The organism is Dermacoccus sp. BD5 (assembly GCF_044878485.1).
Classification (GTDB): domain Bacteria; phylum Actinomycetota; class Actinomycetes; order Actinomycetales; family Dermatophilaceae; genus Dermacoccus; species Dermacoccus nishinomiyaensis.
In genome coordinates this window covers 16,461-34,016 of sequence record NZ_JANJER010000015.1, presented here as the reverse complement: position 1 = coordinate 34,016, position 17,556 = coordinate 16,461, and the positions used below count along the sequence as shown (strand labels likewise).

At 70.2% G+C, this 17,556-nt stretch carries 16 protein-coding genes and 1 riboswitch; of the genes, 5 read left to right on the top strand and 11 right to left on the bottom strand.

The window, feature by feature from the left end; genetic code table 11:
* Positions 1 to 122 precede the first annotated feature (122 nt).
* On the bottom strand, positions 123 to 551 hold the full coding sequence (locus NQ706_RS11280; RefSeq protein ID WP_006944390.1) for an OsmC family protein: 429 nt from the start codon (positions 549 to 551) through the stop codon (positions 123 to 125).
* A gap of 29 nt (positions 552 to 580) precedes the next feature.
* Between NQ706_RS11280 and NQ706_RS11275 the strand changes: the two genes are divergently transcribed.
* The 4 genes from NQ706_RS11275 (at position 581) to NQ706_RS11260 (ending at position 7,393) form a co-directional block, all read left to right on the top strand.
* Positions 581 to 1,216, top strand: coding sequence for a histidine phosphatase family protein (locus tag NQ706_RS11275; protein WP_115296254.1), 636 nt, complete (start codon positions 581 to 583; stop codon positions 1,214 to 1,216).
* A 110-nt stretch (positions 1,217 to 1,326) separates the two neighbouring features.
* Positions 1,327 to 2,520 carry an exonuclease SbcCD subunit D gene (locus tag NQ706_RS11270; RefSeq protein WP_006944349.1) on the top strand — a complete coding sequence of 398 codons (1,194 nt, stop codon included), beginning with the start codon at positions 1,327 to 1,329 and terminating at the stop codon, positions 2,518 to 2,520.
* Positions 2,517 to 6,113 carry an AAA family ATPase gene (locus NQ706_RS11265; protein WP_081873647.1) on the top strand — a complete coding sequence of 1,199 codons (3,597 nt, stop codon included), beginning with the start codon at positions 2,517 to 2,519 and terminating at the stop codon, positions 6,111 to 6,113. Before NQ706_RS11270 ends, NQ706_RS11265 begins: the two co-directional genes overlap by 4 nt.
* A 26-nt stretch (positions 6,114 to 6,139) precedes the next feature.
* Positions 6,140 to 7,393, top strand: a complete 1,254-nt coding sequence (locus NQ706_RS11260) for a pyridoxal phosphate-dependent aminotransferase (protein WP_038570839.1) — start codon at positions 6,140 to 6,142, stop codon at positions 7,391 to 7,393.
* 86 nt (positions 7,394 to 7,479) lie between these two features.
* Here the strand turns inward: NQ706_RS11260 and gcvP are convergent, their stop codons facing one another.
* From gcvP to NQ706_RS11210, 10 genes are all read right to left on the bottom strand, one after another.
* Positions 7,480 to 10,347, bottom strand: a complete 2,868-nt coding sequence (gcvP, locus tag NQ706_RS11255; RefSeq protein ID WP_038568018.1) for an aminomethyl-transferring glycine dehydrogenase — start codon at positions 10,345 to 10,347, stop codon at positions 7,480 to 7,482.
* Between the two features lie 86 nt (positions 10,348 to 10,433).
* Positions 10,434 to 10,530: riboswitch (glycine riboswitch) on the bottom strand.
* A 67-nt stretch (positions 10,531 to 10,597) separates the two neighbouring features.
* Positions 10,598 to 11,116 (bottom strand): MerR family transcriptional regulator, encoded by a 519-nt coding sequence (locus NQ706_RS11250; RefSeq protein WP_276525040.1) that lies wholly within the window; start codon positions 11,114 to 11,116, stop codon positions 10,598 to 10,600.
* Between the two features lie 286 nt (positions 11,117 to 11,402).
* Positions 11,403 to 11,906, bottom strand: a complete 504-nt coding sequence (locus NQ706_RS11245) for a bifunctional nuclease family protein (RefSeq protein ID WP_051805855.1) — start codon at positions 11,904 to 11,906, stop codon at positions 11,403 to 11,405.
* 41 nt (positions 11,907 to 11,947) lie between these two features.
* On the bottom strand, positions 11,948 to 12,625 hold the full coding sequence (locus NQ706_RS11240; RefSeq protein ID WP_038568016.1) for a MerR family transcriptional regulator: 678 nt from the start codon (positions 12,623 to 12,625) through the stop codon (positions 11,948 to 11,950).
* 11 nt (positions 12,626 to 12,636) lie between these two features.
* Positions 12,637 to 13,083: an FHA domain-containing protein gene (locus tag NQ706_RS11235; RefSeq protein WP_038568013.1), complete on the bottom strand. Its 447-nt coding sequence runs from the start codon at positions 13,081 to 13,083 to the stop codon at positions 12,637 to 12,639.
* Positions 13,084 to 13,225: 142 nt separating this feature from the next.
* A complete protein-coding gene (gcvH, locus tag NQ706_RS11230; RefSeq protein WP_006943367.1) occupies positions 13,226 to 13,615 on the bottom strand; it encodes a glycine cleavage system protein GcvH in 390 nt (129 codons plus the stop codon).
* 46 nt (positions 13,616 to 13,661) lie between these two features.
* Positions 13,662 to 14,498 carry a DUF881 domain-containing protein gene (locus NQ706_RS11225; RefSeq protein ID WP_051805853.1) on the bottom strand — a complete coding sequence of 279 codons (837 nt, stop codon included), beginning with the start codon at positions 14,496 to 14,498 and terminating at the stop codon, positions 13,662 to 13,664.
* Complete coding sequence (locus tag NQ706_RS11220) at positions 14,495 to 14,827, bottom strand: small basic family protein (RefSeq protein WP_006943348.1); 333 nt, start codon at positions 14,825 to 14,827, stop codon at positions 14,495 to 14,497. The genes NQ706_RS11225 and NQ706_RS11220 overlap by 4 nt, the downstream gene beginning before the upstream one ends.
* A 24-nt stretch (positions 14,828 to 14,851) precedes the next feature.
* Positions 14,852 to 15,745 (bottom strand): DUF881 domain-containing protein, encoded by an 894-nt coding sequence (locus NQ706_RS11215; RefSeq protein ID WP_038568011.1) that lies wholly within the window; start codon positions 15,743 to 15,745, stop codon positions 14,852 to 14,854.
* On the bottom strand, positions 15,742 to 16,335 hold the full coding sequence (locus tag NQ706_RS11210) for a CDP-alcohol phosphatidyltransferase family protein (RefSeq protein WP_038568009.1): 594 nt from the start codon (positions 16,333 to 16,335) through the stop codon (positions 15,742 to 15,744). The genes NQ706_RS11215 and NQ706_RS11210 overlap by 4 nt, the downstream gene beginning before the upstream one ends.
* Positions 16,336 to 16,503: 168 nt before the next feature.
* Between NQ706_RS11210 and NQ706_RS11205 the strand changes: the two genes are divergently transcribed.
* A complete protein-coding gene (locus NQ706_RS11205; RefSeq protein ID WP_038568007.1) occupies positions 16,504 to 17,538 on the top strand; it encodes a hypothetical protein in 1,035 nt (344 codons plus the stop codon).
* The last annotated feature ends 18 nt before the right edge of the window (positions 17,539 to 17,556 follow it).

The following is a 17,556-nucleotide window of genomic DNA, read 5'->3' as shown; positions in this document are numbered from 1 at the left end:
GTCGGATGGGGATTCGCACCCACCCGATCCGCAGGGTCCGATTCGTGGGACGACGCGCGGCAAGAACGCGTCCGGGCAGCGGGTCCGGGGACAGCGTCAGGGCGCCGCCGCCACCGCGGCCGTCATTCGGCGACGTGCATCCTCACCTCGGTGGGCAGCACGACCGTGCGGCTGACGGTGCACAGCTTCTCGTGGGACAACTCGACCGTCTCCGGGTAGACCTTGCGCGCGGCGTCGCCGGCGTCGCCCTCGGGAAAACGGACGGTGAACGTCACGTCGATCGGGCCCATGTGGTTGCCCTGCTCGTCGCGCACCTTGTCGCCCTCGGCGACGACGTCGAACTGCGTCGGCTCGCTGCGGCGCGTGGTGAAGATGTCGACGTCGATGGCACTGCACCCGGCGATCGCGGTGAGCAACAGCTCGACGGGCGTGAAGTCGGTGTCGTCACCCGAGCCGAACTCGAGGGTGCCGCCGCGCGCGTTCGTCGCGACGAAGCGTCCAGCGCTCGTGCGGGAGATGCTGACGCTGCGGTGGGGGTCGTTGGCGCTCATACGCCCATCGTGCCACTAGGCTGCCAGGCGTGCCCGACGCAGCCAGCCCCAACGCCCCCCGCCCCGACTCCGGACGCCTCGTGCTCGTGCGCCACGGCGAGACGCAGTGGTCACGTGACGGGCGCCACACCGGCACCACGGATCTGCCGTTGCTGCCCGCCGGGGAGGCCGTCGCGCGGGCGGCCGGGCAGGCGCTCGCCGGACACCACTTCGTCGCGGAGTTCGTCTCCCCGCTGCTGCGCGCGCGGCGCACGGCCGAACTCATCGGGCTGCAGAACCTCGAGATCGACGACGACCTGCGCGAGTGGGACTACGGCGGCTACGAGGGCAAGTCGACGCCGCAGATCCGTGAGGAGGTCGGGTACGACTGGGAGATCTTCGCCGACGGCGTCATCCCTGGCGAGACCCCGGGTGAGACGGTCGAGGACGTCGCCGCGCGCGCCTCGCACGTGCTCGCACGGGTGCATCCGCTGCTGGAGCAGGGCGACGTCATCCTCGTCGCCCACGGGCACCTGCTGCGCATCCTCGCCGCCGCGTACCTGCGTCAGCAGCCGCGCTTCGCGGCGTCGCTGCAGCTCGACGCCGGCGCCGTGTGCGCCCTCGACACGCACCACGGAATCCCGACGATCGCCTCGTGGAACACGACGCACCTGCCGTCGGTCTGAGGTCGTACCTGCGTCCTGTGCCCTGGTCGCACGAGCTGTGTGACGTCGATTCAGGCTGCTTCTTCCGCGGGATTCCGCGATTGTCGGCGCTCACCTCTAGCGTGTGAGACATGCGCATCCTGCACACGTCCGACTGGCACCTGGGCCGCTCGTTCCACGGCGAGGGCCTCGGTGAGGCTCACTCCGCCTACTTCGACCATCTCGTCGACCTCGCGCGCGACGAGCAGGTCGACGCCGTCCTCGTCGCCGGAGACGTGTACGACCGGGCGCTGCCCAACCCGCGCACCGTCGAACTGCTCGACGACGCCCTGTGGCGGTTGCTCGACACCGGCGCTCGCGTCGTCGTCACCTCCGGCAACCACGACTCGGCGTCCCGGCTCAACTTCGGCTCGCGCATCATGGAGCATGCGGGTCTGCACATCCGCGCCGCCTATGAGGGCATCACCCGGCCGGTGGCGGTGCCGCGGCGCGGCAGCGACGAGATCGCCGGTCACGTCGTCGCGCTGCCCTACCTCGAACCGTCGGTAGCTGCGGGCGTGTTCGGCCTCGATGAGGGAACGCATCGGGCGGTGCTGAGCGAGGCGGTCGCGCGCTCGCGAGCCCAGGTGCCTGACAACGGCGCGCCCGTCGTCGCGATGGCGCACGCGTACTTCGCCGGGGCGACGACGAGCGACTCAGAGCGCGACATCAGCGTCGGTGGCCTCGGCCAGGTACCCACGTCCGTCGTGTCAGGCTTCGACTACGCCGCGCTCGGGCACCTGCACGGCCCGCAGACGCTCGAAGAGCACGTGCGCTACAGCGGCAGCCCCGTCGCGATGTCGTTCAGCGAGGCAGGCCACACGAAGGGCACGTGGCTCATCGACGTCACACGTGGTGCCGCGCGTGGGGAATTCATCGAGGCGCCCGTGCACCGCCCGCTCGCGACGCTCGTCGGCGAACTCGACGACCTGCTCGCCGAGCCCGCACTCGCCCATGCCGAGGCGGCTTGGTGCCAGGTGACGCTGACCGACGAGATTCGGCCGGCCGCGGCGATGGATCGGCTGCGAGCCCGCTTCCCGCACACCCTGCGGCTCTCCTTCGAATCGGCCCGCAAGGATGATGCGCCGCTCACGTACGCCGAGCGCCTCGCCGGGCGCGACGACGTCGAGCTGTGCTGCGACTTCCTCGCCCACGTGCGCGGGGGACGCGGTCCCAACGCGACCGAACGCACCGCCCTCGGCCACGCCGTCGCCGCGGCGAACCGCCACGACGCCGAGACCATGCGCGACGACGGCTCGATGTTCGACCTGGAGGCCCTGCGATGAGATTGCACTCGCTCACCCTCGAGGCGTTCGGGCCCTTCCCCGGGCGCGAGCACATCGACTTCGACGCCCTCGATCAGGGCATCCTGCTCATCAACGGTCCCACCGGCTCCGGCAAGAGCTCGCTGCTGGACGCCATCGCGTTCGCGCTGTTCGGCGATGTGCCCGGTGCCCGCAAGTCGCTGCGTCAGAGCCTGCGCAGCCATCACGCCGAACCGTTCGCCGAGCCGCGCGTCGAGCTCGAGTTCAGCGTCGGACGCACCCGCTGGCGGGTGCAGCGCACCCCCCAGTGGGAGGCGCCCAAACGCCGCGGCACGGGCACGACGACGCGTCAGGCCACGGTGCTGCTCAGCCAGTGGCGCGACAGCGCATGGCATCTCGTCTCGCAGCGCATCGACGAGGCCGCGGACATGATGAGCGACACCCTGGGCATGCGACTCGAGCAGTTCGCGCAGGTGGTGCTGCTGCCACAGGGCGAGTTCGCTCAATTCCTGCGCGCCAAGCCGGAAGATCGCCGCATCCTGCTCGAGCGCCTCTTCGACGTCAGCCGGTTCGACGCCGTCGAGACGTGGTTCACGGAGGCGAAGAATCAGCGCGCCCGCGAGCGCGACGCGTCACTCGAGCGCATCCGCAGCCACCTGACCATCGTCGACGACGCGCTTGCCCGCCTCGACGAGCCCCTCGAGGCGCCGTTCGACGTCAGCGTCGATGCGCCGAGCGCCGACGCCATCAGCGCGGACGTAGCCGAGCTACCCGAGCGTCTGCGCGCCGTCGTCCGTGAGGTCACCGAACGCCGCGACGCTCTCGAGCACGCGGCGCGCGCCAGTGAGGTGCGCGCGCGACGTGCGAGCCGTGCCGCCGACGACGAGGCCGCCCGCACCCTGCTGCGCGCACGCGCCCAGCAGGCGGCGGACGTCATCGCCGAATGGCCCGCCGACCGGCTGGCTTCGGTGCGCCGCATCCTCGACGACGCGGCGTCTGTGGCCGGGGCGCTGAGGCTGCACGCGCGCGCCGGCGCCGCGGCTGCGGATGCCGAACGCGCGGTGGAGGCCGTCACGCGGGCCGAGACGGCGCTGCGCGAACGGGGCGTGCACGTGCCCGAGAGTGGCTGGCCCTCCCCCGAGCTCACCGACGGCTGGTTCGAGGCGGTGAGTGACGCGCTGCGTCACGCCGAGTCGAGCGCACGCGATGTGGCATCGGCGCAGACGCGCGAGGTTCGTGCAGTGGCGCAGCTGCAGGACGCCGAGGCGCGGCTCGCCGAGGCCCAGGCGGCGACCACGCGGGCCGAAGGGGCCGTGACGCGCGCCGGCGAGCAGCACGACCAGGTCGCGACGCTCGTGGCGACGCTGCCTGACCCGTCAGATGCGCGGGCTGCCCTGGCGCGACTGCGCCGTGAGGCGGCGCGTCGCCCTGAGCTGGCCCACGCCCTCGCGAAGGCCGAGCAGCGCGAGACCGAAGCCGTACGCGCCCACGCGGCGGCGGAGCGCGAAGTGCTGCGGCTGCGCGAGGCGCGTCTGACCGGCATCGCGGGCGAACTGGGTGCAGCTCTCGCACCTGACGAACCGTGCCCCGTGTGCGGTTCAGCCACGCACCCGAGCCCGGCGAGCCCCGCCGATGACGCTCCCGGCGCGGAGCAGATCGAGCAGGCCGAGCAGCGGGCCGGCGAGGCCGACGCGGCCCGGCTGCGCGCCGGCGCCTCCGCGAGCGCGGCCCGTGAACGCCTGAGGCACCTCGACGAGGCCGTGACCGTGCATCACGACGAACTGCGCGTCGCGGTCGAGGCGCTCGCCGACGATCTGTCGACGGCACGCGCGCACGATGACCCGGCGCAGCTACGTCACCTCGACCACGTCGAGACCACCGCGCGCCGCCTGGGCCACGCCGACGCGCTGAGGACATGGCTCAGAACCGACGATGATGACGACGCACGAAAGGACGTCGTCCTGGCGGCCGACGTTCCGGGCGACAACGGCACGCCGGCCGGCGACGTACAGAACCACGATGCTTCGCTTGACGGTGGCGCCCAAGCCGACGATGAGCGGAACGACGATGCACCGGCCGAAGACGCGCGGGCCTGCGAGGCTTTGGCCGACGCCGTCACGCGCGCGCTCACCGACCTCACGACGACGGCCGCTGCACTGTCTGCTGAAGCAACCCAAGCACGCGCGGCGCTCTCGAGCGCAGAAGCCGCCCACACGAAGGAACTTTCCGCGCTGAGCGCGGCCGAGGAGCGTTCCGTGGGAGCGCAGAGCGCCGTTGGTGAGGCTCGAACGGCCACGGAGCACGCGCTCGACGTCCTCACCACTGCGCTGCAGGCGGTCCCGTCGGCCACCCTGGCCGCTCTCGGCGTCGAGTGGGCGCCGCGCAGCGCGGCCTCCGGGACGGGTTCGTACCAGTCGCAGCAGCCGTCGAGCCCGGCGGCGGTCTCGACGCCGCCGGGGTCGCTGATGTCGGCGCAACGTATGGAGGCAGTCGCCGACGGGCTCGGCGCGCGCGCCGAGGAGGCGAAAGACCAGCCCGGCTCTCCCGCACCGCTCGAGCCGTCGTTCGTCGCGGCGGCGCTCGCGGCCGTCACCGAGCGTCGACGCCTCATCGATGACGTCGAGCGCGCCCAGCGCGACGCTCAGCACGCGGAGCAGACCGCCAGAAGTGCCGCCCAGGCCGTGGCGGACGAACTCGCCGTCGCCGGGCACGACACGATCGAACAGGCGCGCGCACTGGCCCTGCCCGAGGACGAGCGCGCCCGCCTCGACGCCACCTGGAACGACGCCGTCCGCCGGGTCGCCGCCGCACAGACGAGCCTCGAGGACGAGCAGGTGCGCATCGCCGCCTTCACCCCGGCCGCCGATCCGGCGCGGCTCGCCCAGCGTGCCGAGGTGCTGACCCGCCGGGCCCAGGAGGCCACGACGGTCGCCGTCAAGTGGCAGCAGACTCAGGCCGTGCTCGACTCGGTGCGCCACCAGGTGGCCGACGCCGTCCGCACCTATCTGCCGATGGCCGAGCGCGCCGCGGAGACGGCCGAACTCGCTGCGAGCTTCACCGGCACCGGCGAGAACACCCGGCGCATGCGGCTGACGAGCTACGTGCTCGCCGCGCACCTCGAGACGGTCACGCAGATGGCCAACGAACGTCTTGCGACGATGACGGACGGGCGCTACCAGCTGCGTTACACCGACGAACGAGCCAGGGGCAACCAGCGCAGCGGCCTCGGGCTGCTCGTCGTCGACGCGTGGACGGGGCGCTCACGCGACACCGCCACGCTCTCAGGCGGCGAGGCGTTCATGGCCTCCCTCGCCCTCGCCCTCGGCCTCGGCGACGCCGTGCGCGCCGACTCAGGCGGCCTGGAACTTCACACGCTGTTCGTCGACGAGGGGTTCGGCAGCCTCGATCAGGACACGCTCGAGCAGGTCATGGAAGTGCTTGACTCGCTGCGCGAGGGCGGACGGCTCGTCGGCGTCGTCAGCCACGTCACCGAACTGCGCGCCCGCATCCCCACGCACGTCGAGGTCGTCAAGACCTCCGAGGGCTCGAGCGTGCGGACGACGTCCGCGCCGGGGCACGCCGCCGTCCCGAATGCCGTGTCTACCACGCCCTGAGCGACGCGGTGTGAAAACCTGTGCTCATGCGTGCGATCCGACAGTCGAACAAGCTCCAGAACGTCCGCTACGACGTGCGTGGCCCGATCCTGGAGGAGGCGCAGCGGCTCGAGGCCGAGGGTCACAAGATCCTGAAGCTCAACATCGGCAACACGGCGCCGTTCGGATTCGAGGCGCCGGAGGCGATCCTCGCGGACATGAAGCACCACCTGCACCACGCGCAGGGCTACAGCGACAGCCGCGGCATCTATTCGGCGCGCACGGCCGTCGCGCAGTACTACCAGAGCCGCGGCCTCAAGGACACGCAGGTCGAGGACGTCTACATCGGCAACGGCGTCTCCGAGCTCATCACGATGGTGCTGCAGGCGTTCGTCGACGACGGCAACGAGATCCTCGTGCCCGCCCCCGACTATCCGCTGTGGACCGGTGCGGTCTCCCTCACCGGCGGTACGCCCGTGCACTACCTGTGCGACGAGGAGAACGGCTGGAACCCGGATCTGGCGGACATCGAGTCGAAGATCACCGAGAACACCCACGCCATCGTCATCATCAATCCGAACAACCCCACGGGCGCCGTCTACTCCGAGGATGTCGTGCGCGGCCTCGTCGACATCGCGCGCCGCCACGACCTCGTCGTCATGGCCGATGAGATCTACGAGAAGATCCTGTTCGAGGACGCTGTGCATCACCACGCCGCGACGTTCGCGGGCGACGACGTCCTGTGCCTCACCTTCAGCGGCCTGTCCAAGGCCTACCGCGTGTGCGGTTACCGCGCCGGTTGGGTCATGATCTCCGGGCCGAAGCACCTCGCCGAGGACTTCCTCGAGGGTCTGACGCTGCTCGCCAACATGCGCATGTGCGCCAACGTGCCCGCGCAGCACGCCATCCAGACCGCGCTCGGCGGCTACCAGTCGATCAGCGAGCTCATCGGACCTGACGGCCGCTTCTACGAACAGTCGATGCTGGCCTGGCGAATGCTCAACGAGATCCCCGGCGTCAGCTGCGTCAAGCCGATGGGCTCGCTCTACACCTTCCCGCGCCTCGACCCCGAGATCTACCCGATCGACAACGACCAGGACTTCGTCATCGACCTCCTGCGGGCCAAGAAGATCCTCGTCACGCACGGCACGGGCTTCAACTGGGTCGCCCCCGACCACTTCCGACTCGTCACGCTGCCCGACGTCGACGTGCTCGAAGAGGCCATCGGACGTATCGCTGACTTCCTCGAGGACTACCGCCACCGCGCCGGCACCGGCGACCTCGTGCCCGAACGCGCCTGACGGCAGCAGACGACGAACGGCCGCTCACCCCGAGGGTGAGCGGCCGTTCGTCGCGGCGTTGTCAGGGGCTGCGCCTCAGCGCGGCATCAGTCCTCGTACGCCTCGGGCGCCGGGCAGGAGCAGATGAGGTTGCGGTCGCCGTACGCACCGTCGATGCGGCGAACGGGCGCCCAGTACTTGCTGCGCGGGTCGGTCGAGCCCGGGTAGACGGCGTCGCGACGCTCGTACGGGTGCTCCCAGTCGCTCGTCAACGACTCCGCGGTGTGCGGCGCGTGACGCAGGGCCGACTCGTCGGCGGCGACCTTGCCGTCGATGACGTCCTGGATCTCGGCGCGGATGGCGAGCATCGCGTCGACGAAGCGGTCGAGCTCCTCGAGCGACTCGGACTCCGTCGGCTCGACCATGAGCGTGCCCGCGACGGGGAAGCTCATCGTCGGGGCGTGGAAGCCGTAGTCGATGAGGCGCTTGGCGACGTCGTCGACGGTGATGCCCGACTCCTTCGTCAGCGGACGCAGGTCGAGGATGCACTCGTGCGCGACGAGACCGTCGGAACCCGCGTAGAGCACCGGGTAGGCCTCGCGCAGACGCTTCGCGACGTAGTTGGCGTTGACGACGGCCATCTGCGTCGCCTTCGTCAGCCCCTCGCCGCCCATGAGACGCACGTACGCCCACGAGATCGGCAGGATGCTCGCCGAGCCGAACGGCGCCGCCGAGATCGGGCCGACGCCCGTGGCGGGACCGGCCTCCGCGAACAGCGGGTGGTTCGGCAGGTGCGGCGCGAGGTGCTCACGCACCGCGACCGGGCCGACGCCGGGGCCACCGCCGCCGTGCGGGATGCAGAACGTCTTGTGCAGGTTGAGGTGCGACACGTCGCCGCCGAACTTGCCCGGCTGAGCGAGCCCCACCATCGCGTTGAGGTTGGCGCCGTCGACGTACACCTGGCCACCGGCCTCGTGGACGAGGCTGCAGATCTCGGTGATCGTGTCCTCGAACACACCGTGCGTCGAGGGGTAGGTGATCATGATGGCCGCGAGGTTCTCGCCGTGCTCCTTGAGCTTGGCCTTGAAGTCGTCGAGGTCGACCTCACCCGAGGCGGCCGTCTTGACGACGACGACCTTGAGGCCCGCCATGACGGCCGACGCCGCGTTCGTGCCGTGCGCCGAGGCGGGGATGAGGCAGATGTTGCGGTGCCCCTCACCGTTCGCCTCGTGGTAGGCGTGGATCGCGAGCAAGCCGGCGAACTCACCCTGCGAGCCGGCGTTCGGCTGCAACGAGATGTCGTCGTAGCCGGTGATCTCGCACAGCCAGCCCTCGAGGTCGGCGATGAGCTCGCGGATGCCCTCGTTCTGGTTGGCGGGCGCGAACGGGTGCAGGTGAGCGAACTCGGGCCACGTCACCGCTTCCATCTCGGTCGTGGCGTTGAGCTTCATCGTGCACGAACCGAGTGGGATCATGCCGCGATCGAGCGCGTAGTCGCGGTCGGCGAGGCGACGCAGGTAGCGCAGCATCGCGGTCTCGCTGTGGTGGCTGTTGAACACCGGGTGCGTGAGGTATTCCTCCGTGCGCTCGATCTCCTTCGGCCACGCTGTGTTCTCCGCCGCCTCACGGGCGCGGAAGCCCCATGCGGCGCCGAGCGCGTCGAGCTCGTCCTCGCTCGTCGTCTCGTCGACGCTGACGTAGACGGTGTCGTCATCGGCCTTCCACACGTTGACGCCGTGCTCGAGGGCCGAGTCGACGAGCGACTGGGCGCGACCCTCGGCGCGCACCGCGAGGGTGTCGAAGAACGTGTCGTGCTCGACCTCGAGGCCGGCCTTCGGCAGCGCCGTCGCGAGGCGGCGAGCGGTCTCGTGGACACGCTCGGCGATCGCCTTCAGCCCCTGAGGGCCGTGGTAAACGGCGTACATCGACGCCATGACGGCGAGCAACACCTGGGCGGTGCAGATGTTCGACGTCGCCTTTTCGCGGCGGATGTGCTGCTCACGCGTCTGCAGCGCGAGGCGGTACGCCTGGTTGCCGTCCGCGTCCACCGAGACGCCGACGAGGCGACCCGGCATGTTGCGCTCCAGCCCGGAGCGGACGGCCATGAATCCGGCGTGCGGGCCACCGAAACCCATCGGGACTCCGAAGCGCTGCGAGCTGCCGACGGCGACGTCGGCTCCCCACGAACCGGGCGAGGCGAGCAGCGTCAGCGCGAGCAGGTCCGTCGCGGCGGTGATGAGGGCGCCGTGCTCGTGCGCGGCGTCGGCGAGCTTCTTCCACGCGACGATCTGACCGTCCGCCGCCGGGTACTGGACGACGACGCCGAACACGCTGCGACCACCGGCCGCCTCGACGAGGGCCTCGGGCGAGTCGACACCGCGCAGGTCGGCGACGATGACGTCGAGCCCGAGCGGCGTCGCACGGGTCTGCGTCACGGCGATGCTCTGCGGCATGACCTTCGCGTCGACCAGGAGCACCGCATCCTTGGGCGCCTTGCTGACGCGGCGCATCAGCGTCATCGCCTCGGCGACGGCGGTCGCCTCGTCGAGCAGCGACGAACCGGCCGTCGCGAGCCCTGTGAGGTCGGTGACGACGGTCTGGAAGTTGAGCAGCGCCTCGAGGCGGCCCTGGCTGATCTCCGGCTGGTACGGCGTGTAAGCGGTGTACCAGGCCGGGTTCTCGAGGATGTTGCGCTTGATGACGCCCGGGGTGTGCGTGCCGTAGTAGCCGAGGCCGATCATCGAGGTGAGCACTGCGTTGCGCGACGCCTTCTCCCGCAACTCGGCGAGGACGGCGGCCTCCGACGGCGCGGCGTCGAGGGCGAGGGGGCGCTGCTGCGCGATCGTCTGCGGCACCGCACGCGCGATGAGATCGTCGAGCGAGCTCGCACCGATCGTTTCGAGCATGTGGTCGAGATCGTCGTCGCCGGGGCCGATGTGGCGGGCGACGAAGGGGGCGAGCGATTCGCTGGTCATGGAGGACTCCCGTGACACGTCGTGGGTGACGGCCAGCCGTTTGGCTGGCTACTCCCCCTCTGTCACACGCACGCGCTCCAGAGTTGCTTCACCTGGACGGTCCACTTCGCCTGAGAGGTTGCGGGGAGGCTTGCCCCTTCGGCGCCCGTGCTCGCGGCAACAGGTCTCTCCCGCCAGGTTCGACAGCGAACACCACAGTACCCGACACCCCTCGCGGGTATCGGGTACTCGAACGGACGAAAAGAGGCGGTCAGCCGGCCTTCTTCGCGACGCGACGGCGGCGCAGCTCGTCGCCGGGGTGCTCGGCCATCTCGGTGGCGTCAGGGCGCTCGCTCGGCAGTTCGGCGAGGGTGCCCTCGACCTCACGCCAGACCGAGCCGAGCGCGATGCCGAACACGCCCTGGCCGCCGCGCAGCAGGTCGATGACCTGGTCGTCGCTCGTGCACTCGTACACGGACGCGCCATCGGACATCAGCGTGATGCCCGCCAGCTCGCGCACGCCGTGGTCGCGCAGCGCCGCGACGGCGACCCGGATCTGCTGCAAGGAGACACCCGCGTCGAGCAGGCGCTTGATGACCTTGAGGACGAGGACGTCGCGGAACGAGTACAGACGCTGGTGGCCGGAGCCGCTGACGTTGCGCACCGACGGCTCGAGCAGACCCGTGCGGGCCCAGTAGTCGAGCTGACGGTAGGTGACGCCCGCCGCGCGGCAGGCGGCGGGGCCGCGGTAGCCGAGCGTCGCGTCGTCGAGCGCTGCGGTACGGCTGATATCCGCATCGAGCGGCGCATGAACCTGCTTCTGCGATTCGTGCGCCTTGCCGGTGCTGACCACGGCGACCTCCTGGAAGAACAAAGACGTGAGCACGTGCAGCACGCCCTCTTGACTCCCTCAACGGTACGGGCGCGGGTCGCGCCGGGCAACGATTCGACACGCGACACGCCGGAAAGATTTCCCGCCATGACGCGGCATCACGGTCTGACCACGAACATTAACGTTCGAGTCGACGGTGAGTTCCGCCCCTGCGCTATATCTCAACGTTAAGTTGAGGGTTAACTCATTCGCCTGGTTCCTCGAAGTCGTTGGCGCTCACCTGGTCGAGGAATTCGCGGAATTTCTCGACCTCTTCCTCCTGCTCGTCGGCCACCTCGAGCCCAGCGGCGGTGACGACGGCGTCGTCGACGAGGATCGGCGTCTGGGCGCGCACGGCGAGGGCCACGGCATCACTCGCGCGCGCATCGACGCGGCCGCCGTCGTCGAAGACGAGGCTCGCCTCGAAGACGTCGTCGACGAGACGCGAGATCTCGACGTGGTCGAGGGCGCGACCGGAGGCGGCGGCGACGTCGAGGAGCAGATCGTGCGTCAGCGGGCGGGGCGCTTCGACGCCCTCGGCGTACAGGGCGATGATGGAGGCCTCGGACGAACCGATCCACAATGGGACGTGGATGGGGCCCGATTCGATCCGCAGCAGCAGCACGGGGCTTGCGGTGGGGACGTCCATGCGGATTCCGGCGATCTCAGCGCGTTTCACGACGACCACGCTACTCCGTCGACGCCGCATCGGCGCGTGCCGGTCGCTCGCGCTCGGGGCGTGGCGAGCCGTCAGTGACGCAGGCCGGCCTTGACGAGCGCGATGTGCAGCGCGAGAGCGCGCTGAGCGATCGTCACGCGTTGCGTCGTGTCACGCAGCGGCACCTGCTCCACGAGACCGACCTCACGGTCGGCGGCGAGGCGGAACGGACGCAGGTGACGGGCCTGCACACCGAACTCAGCGAGCCCGGCAGCAGCTGTCGCGACGGCGAGTGCGTCGGCGTCGAAGTGACCACCGGAATCAGCGCGGATGAGGCCGAAGGTCACGAGGTCGTCGATGAGCGAGGTGCTCGCCTGAGCCCCACGGGCCAGTTCGTCGCGCGTCAGCGACAGGTTCTCGCGGGGCGCGGCCGTGAGCTGTTCCTCGCTCGGGACGTCTTCGTCGACGTGTTGAGCGGGGACGGCGGGCACGGCACTCGCCATGACGTCCCCGTCCGGGGTGAGACCGCGATCGTAGGCGTCGAGGGCGTCACGGATGACCTTGAGCGGCCAGAAGCGGTCACGCTGCGCGCGCAGCACGAAGCGGAGGCGGTCGATGTCCTCGTGCGAGTAGCGGCGGTAGCCCGAATCGGAGCGCTTCGGCGAAACGAGCCCCTGCGCGTCGAGGAAACGGACCTTGGAGACGGTGAGGTCGGGAAACTCCTCGCGCAGTTCGTCGAGAACACCGCTGATCGTGAGACCGTGCGCCATGCGTGAAGCCCTCAGGCCTTCGTCAGGGCCGCGTAGTAGGTGAGACGGTACTTGCCGATCATGACCTCGTCACCGGTGCGCAGCTTCGCCTGGTCGACGAGCTGACGCGCGACGTACGTGCCGTTGAGCGAGCCGATGTCCTGCACGCTGTAGCCATCCTCGTCACGCACGAAGATCGCGTGACGTCGCGAGACGGTGATGTCGTCGAGGAAGATGTCGCTCTTCGGGTGACGCCCGGCGCTGACCTCGGCGGCGTCGAGCAGGAAGCGCGCCCCGGCGTTGGGCCCGCTGAGGGCGATGAGCAGGGCGGTGTTCGGGCGCAACGCCTCGACCATGGCCTGGTCGGCGGGCGACAGGCTGCGCGGCGCCTCCGTCGACAAGGTCGCAGCGGCCTCGTGCGAGCCGGGGACGCCGATCGTCGTGGCGTCACCGACGTAGGTGTTCTGCTCGTCAACCATGGTGTGCACCCCCGCGCCGCGACGACGCCGTTCGTGGATCTCGCCTCAGCCGCGAAGGGCTGGAGGGCTCGGAATTGTTGGTCAGAATACCGTCACCCGGCGATCGTCGTGCAATCGCCGGGTGATCTGGTCCTCGAGGAGCTCAGTCGAGCGAGGCGCGGTAGGCCTCGACGTCCATGAGGGCCTCGACGGCGGAGGCGTCGGAGACGCGGATCTCGAACATCCAACCCGACTCGTACGGGTCGGTGTTGACCGTGCCCGGCTCGGCGTCCAGCGTGTCGTTGACGGCGACGATCTCGCCGTCGAGCGGGGAGTACAGGTCGCTGACCGACTTCGTCGACTCGACCTCGCCGCACGACTCACCGGCGGTGACGGTGTCGCCGACGGCCGGCAGGCTGACGTAGACGACGTCACCGAGAGCGTCCTGGGCGTACGACGTGATGCCGACGCGCACTGTGCCCTCGCCCTTGTCGGCCACCCACTCGTGGTCCTCGGTGTAGCGCAGGTCGGCGGGGTACTGAAGATCGCTCATGACTCTCCTTGGTTGGTCGTCGTGGTGTCGGCGAACACGGTGGGGTTCACTTCGCCCCGGCGATCGAGGTGATCTTGTTCGTGGCGCCCTCGGTGACCTTAACCCGGGCGCCTGCTTGTGTCAGCGTATCCGTCACACCACCCGGAATGGCCATTGCGGTGCTCATCGTGTGCGGATCGCCGATGGCCGTGATCGTGAACGTCGAGGGCAGCTTGTCGCCCTGCACGCCGGCCGATCCGTCGACGTCCGAGAACCACGTCGAGGCGATGACGCGGTGACCGCCGACGTCGATCGACTCGGCGCCCGCGTCCCGCAGTTCCTGCACGGCGTCGAGCACGTTCGCGGACGTCACCTTCTCACCGCCCTCGACGCTGATCGTGATGCCGGGGCCGCTGACGGCGACGCTGCCGTTGAGGATGCGCATCTGGTCGAGTCGCTTCTGTGCGTCCTCGACGGCGGCGCGGTCACCGCCGGAGGCCAGCTTCGACTTGCTCTCGCGCAGGTCGCCCAGCTCCGTCTCGAGGCGCGCCGACTGATCCTGCACGGTCGACAGCAGCGCCACGAGGTCGGACTGCGACAGGTTGTCCAGGCCGGACTTCTCGTGCTGACGCACCTGCGTCATGACGGCGAAGCCCAGCCCGAGCGCGAGCACGGACGCCGCGAGGGTCCCGACGCCGGTGCCGGGGCCGCCGAACGCGAACCGCTTCCACGGACGGTGGTGCGCCTGGGGCGGCGAGCCCGCGTCTGAGGAGTTCTCGCCCCAGGGGTTCTCGGCCCGAGGCTCGGACCCGTGCGGGGCCTGAGCGTCGAGCTGCCCCTCGGGCGTCGTCTCACGCGGGGTCGCGGGCTCGTCAGCAGGTGTGCGCATGCCGGGGGCACTCATGCCTTGAAGATGTGACGACGGATGGAGGCGACGTTCGTGAAGATGCGCAAGCCGAGAACGACGACGACACCCGTCGACAGCTGACTGCCGACGCCGAGCTGGTCGCCGAGGAAGACGATGAACGCTGCGACGACGACGTTCGACAGGAACGACACGACGAAGACCTTGTCGTCGAAGATGCCGTCGAGCGCCGCGCGCAGACCACCGAACAGCGCATCGAGCGCGGCGATGACGGCGATCGGCAGGTACGGCTGCATCCACACGGGGACGTCGGGGTGCAGCCACAGCCCGAGGGCGAGGCCGACTGCGAGTCCGATGGCAGGTAACAACGTGTTCTCCTCGGGGGTGGTGCGTCAGGGAACGATGCGGGCGTGCGTGACGTGCACGCTGTCGAGGGCGGGCAGGTCGACGTCGTTCGAGGCGTTGCTCGTCACGCCGAAACCGGACTTGCGCAGACTCGCGGCGTACTGGTCGGCGAACGAGCCGGTGAAGGTCTTCTGCATGTCGTCTGGTCCCATGACGCTGATCTCGTACGGCGGCGCGAGCGGACGGAAGTTGACGAGGACGGCCGAGCCCGCGAACCGGATCGCCGTCATCGACGTGACGCGCTGGCCGTTGATGGCGATACCGGTGGCGCCGGCCCGCCACCACCCGTTGACGAGCTGCTGCAGGTCGGTCGAGGTGACCGCGTCCGCGGCGTTCCCGGTGCGTGGATCGCTGTCAGCCGAGTCGGCGCCCTTGGTGTCGGGGTTCGACACCGTCATGACGACGCCCGGGCCGCGAACCTCGGCGAGGCCCGCCGTCCGCGTCGCGTCGTCGAGCGTCTTCTTCAGCCCCGCCTGCGACTGACGATCGAGAGCGCCCTTCTGCGCCGACGCGACGTCGTCGCGCAGCCGCGTGAGCTCGGCGGAGGCGTCGTCGTTGTCGCTCTGCTTCGTCTCGATCTGGTCGACGAGCTGTGCGTGCCGATCCTGCGCGACGGCGCGGGGCACGCGCAGCGCGTGCGCGGCGGCGCCGACCATGAGGCCGATGAGCAGCAGGGAGATGATGAGCAGCGGTGAGCGTCGCCAGCTGCGCGCAGGCGCGCCCTGGGCCTCGCGGCGCGCCGCCGAGTCGGCGTACGAGGGGTCGATGGGGTGACGCATCGCATCGAAGATGAGCGCCATGCTCGCCGCGGGGTCACGCACCTCGACCTCGCGCGGCGCGGCGCCCGGACGTTCGTGGCGGCGCCAGTGAAGGCGCGTCACCGTGCGGCCTGCGGGGCTCGAACGGCGTTGACCATCTCCCTCACCTGCACGGCGTAGAGCAGCCCGGCGAGCCAGTACAGCGTCACGCCCCAGATGACGAACGCCCACGCGATCGGAGCGGCGACATCCCCGACGGTGCCGTCGAACTGTGCGACGACGAGCAGCGGGAAGGCGTAGAGGAGGTTGAACGTCGCGGCCTTGCCGATGAAGTGCACGGGCGGCAACGGCAGCCGGTGACGGCGCACCGTCGGCGCGAGAGCGAGGATGAACAGCTCGCGCGCCACGAGGGCGAGCACGACCCACAGCGGCAGGATGCCGCGGATCGCGAGGCAGACGATCGTCGCGGCGATGTAGAGCCGGTCGGCCGCAGGGTCGAGCAGCGCGCCGAGACGCGATTCCATGTGGAACCTGCGGGCGATCTTGCCGTCGGCGTAGTCGGTGAACCCGGCGATCATGAGGACGACGAGACCCACACCGTCGTGATGGGCGAGCAGCAGCCACACGAACAGGGGCACCCCGAGCAGCCGCAGCATCGACAGCGCGTTCGGCACCGTCCACACGCGACTCGTCGGATCCCGGGTCTCGCTCACGGTGCCACCCTAGGTCCGATGACGTCCGGAGGCGAACACGACGCGCCACCCGTGAACAGGGGGCCGTCGCCATCCGCGCCTCGGGCCTCGGCGCGCCGCCGGTGGCGCCCGGTGCCTGCGTGGATAGGTTGGAGGGGACCAGCCGTCCATCCGAAGGAGTGACAGGTCTTGTCCATTTGCCACCGCACGCTCGCCTCCGCGAGCGTCGTCGCAGCCATCGCCGCGCTGAGCGCGCCGTCCGCCATGGCGGGTGCTTCGCACCCCGCCCAGCCCGCCGCGAGTGCCACGTCGAAGAACGCTGCGACGAAGAAGGCGACGCCGAAGAGCGCCGGCGCGAAGAACATGACCGCGACGCCCTCGTCAGCGCGCCACGTCTCCACCGCGACGAAGGGTTCGACGAAGCCGGCGACGGTGCGTGGGGCCAAGAGCACGCCCACGACGACGGCGCGAGCTGCGCACGCCGCGCCCAAGCAGGCGACGCCCGACAGCAGCGTCATGGTCCGCCCGAAGGCGACGGTGCGCCCGGCGCCCGTCAAGCCCGCCGCGTACGCGAACTGGGCGGGATACCAGGCGAGTATCGCCGGCCCTGAGAGCATCCACGGCACCTGGATCGTGCCCAAGGCATCGTGGCCGGGGCGCGACGGGTACTCGGCCATGTGGGTCGGGCTCGGCGGAGGCACCGCGAAGCAGGGCGAGCTCGTGCAGGCAGGAACGGAGTCCGATGTCGTCTGCACCGCCGTCACGCGCGGGCACTGCACGAAGTGGAAGACGAGCTATTACCCTTGGATCGAAACCTACCCGAGCCGCGCGCAGGAACGCGTCACGAACCTGGCGGTCGCGCCGGGCGACGCGGTCGAGGTGACGGTGCGCTACGCGGCGAAGGAAGGCCGTTCGTACTTCACGCTGTGCAACTGGCGCACGAACGACTGCGTCGGCACAGACCGCAAGAGTACGGCACCTCGCGGCGTGGCCGAAGCGGTGCTCGAACGCACGAGCGGAGCCGACGGCCGGGCCCGCGCGCTCGCGAACGTCGGTTCCCCCACCTTCTCCAGCGTCTACGCCAAGGGCAAGGACGGCACGCGCAACCTCGCCGGTTGGCCGTCGACACGCATCACGATGAGCACCGGCGCCGCACTCGCCGTCCCCAGCGGGATCAGCCGCACGGGTGACACGTTCTCCGTGAGCTACCGCCGCCCGGCTTGAGGCGGGTCTCCGAGGCGC

What these genes read in the sequence shown, in the direction of transcription:
- NQ706_RS11280 (WP_006944390.1), bottom strand. Translation starts at nt 551, where the DNA reads ATGAGCGCCAACGACCCCCACCGCAGCGTCAGCATCTCCCGCACGAGC.
- NQ706_RS11270 (WP_006944349.1), top strand. Translation starts at nt 1,327, where the DNA reads ATGCGCATCCTGCACACGTCCGACTGGCACCTGGGCCGCTCGTTCCAC.
- NQ706_RS11265 (WP_081873647.1), top strand. Translation starts at nt 2,517, where the DNA reads ATGAGATTGCACTCGCTCACCCTCGAGGCGTTCGGGCCCTTCCCCGGG.
- NQ706_RS11260 (WP_038570839.1), top strand. Translation starts at nt 6,140, where the DNA reads ATGCGTGCGATCCGACAGTCGAACAAGCTCCAGAACGTCCGCTACGAC.
- gcvP (WP_038568018.1), bottom strand. Translation starts at nt 10,347, where the DNA reads ATGACCAGCGAATCGCTCGCCCCCTTCGTCGCCCGCCACATCGGCCCC.
- NQ706_RS11245 (WP_051805855.1), bottom strand. Translation starts at nt 11,906, where the DNA reads ATGCGGCGTCGACGGAGTAGCGTGGTCGTCGTGAAACGCGCTGAGATC.
- NQ706_RS11240 (WP_038568016.1), bottom strand. Translation starts at nt 12,625, where the DNA reads ATGGCGCACGGTCTCACGATCAGCGGTGTTCTCGACGAACTGCGCGAG.
- NQ706_RS11235 (WP_038568013.1), bottom strand. Translation starts at nt 13,083, where the DNA reads ATGGTTGACGAGCAGAACACCTACGTCGGTGACGCCACGACGATCGGC.
- gcvH (WP_006943367.1), bottom strand. Translation starts at nt 13,615, where the DNA reads ATGAGCGATCTTCAGTACCCCGCCGACCTGCGCTACACCGAGGACCAC.
- NQ706_RS11225 (WP_051805853.1), bottom strand. Translation starts at nt 14,498, where the DNA reads ATGAGTGCCCCCGGCATGCGCACACCTGCTGACGAGCCCGCGACCCCG.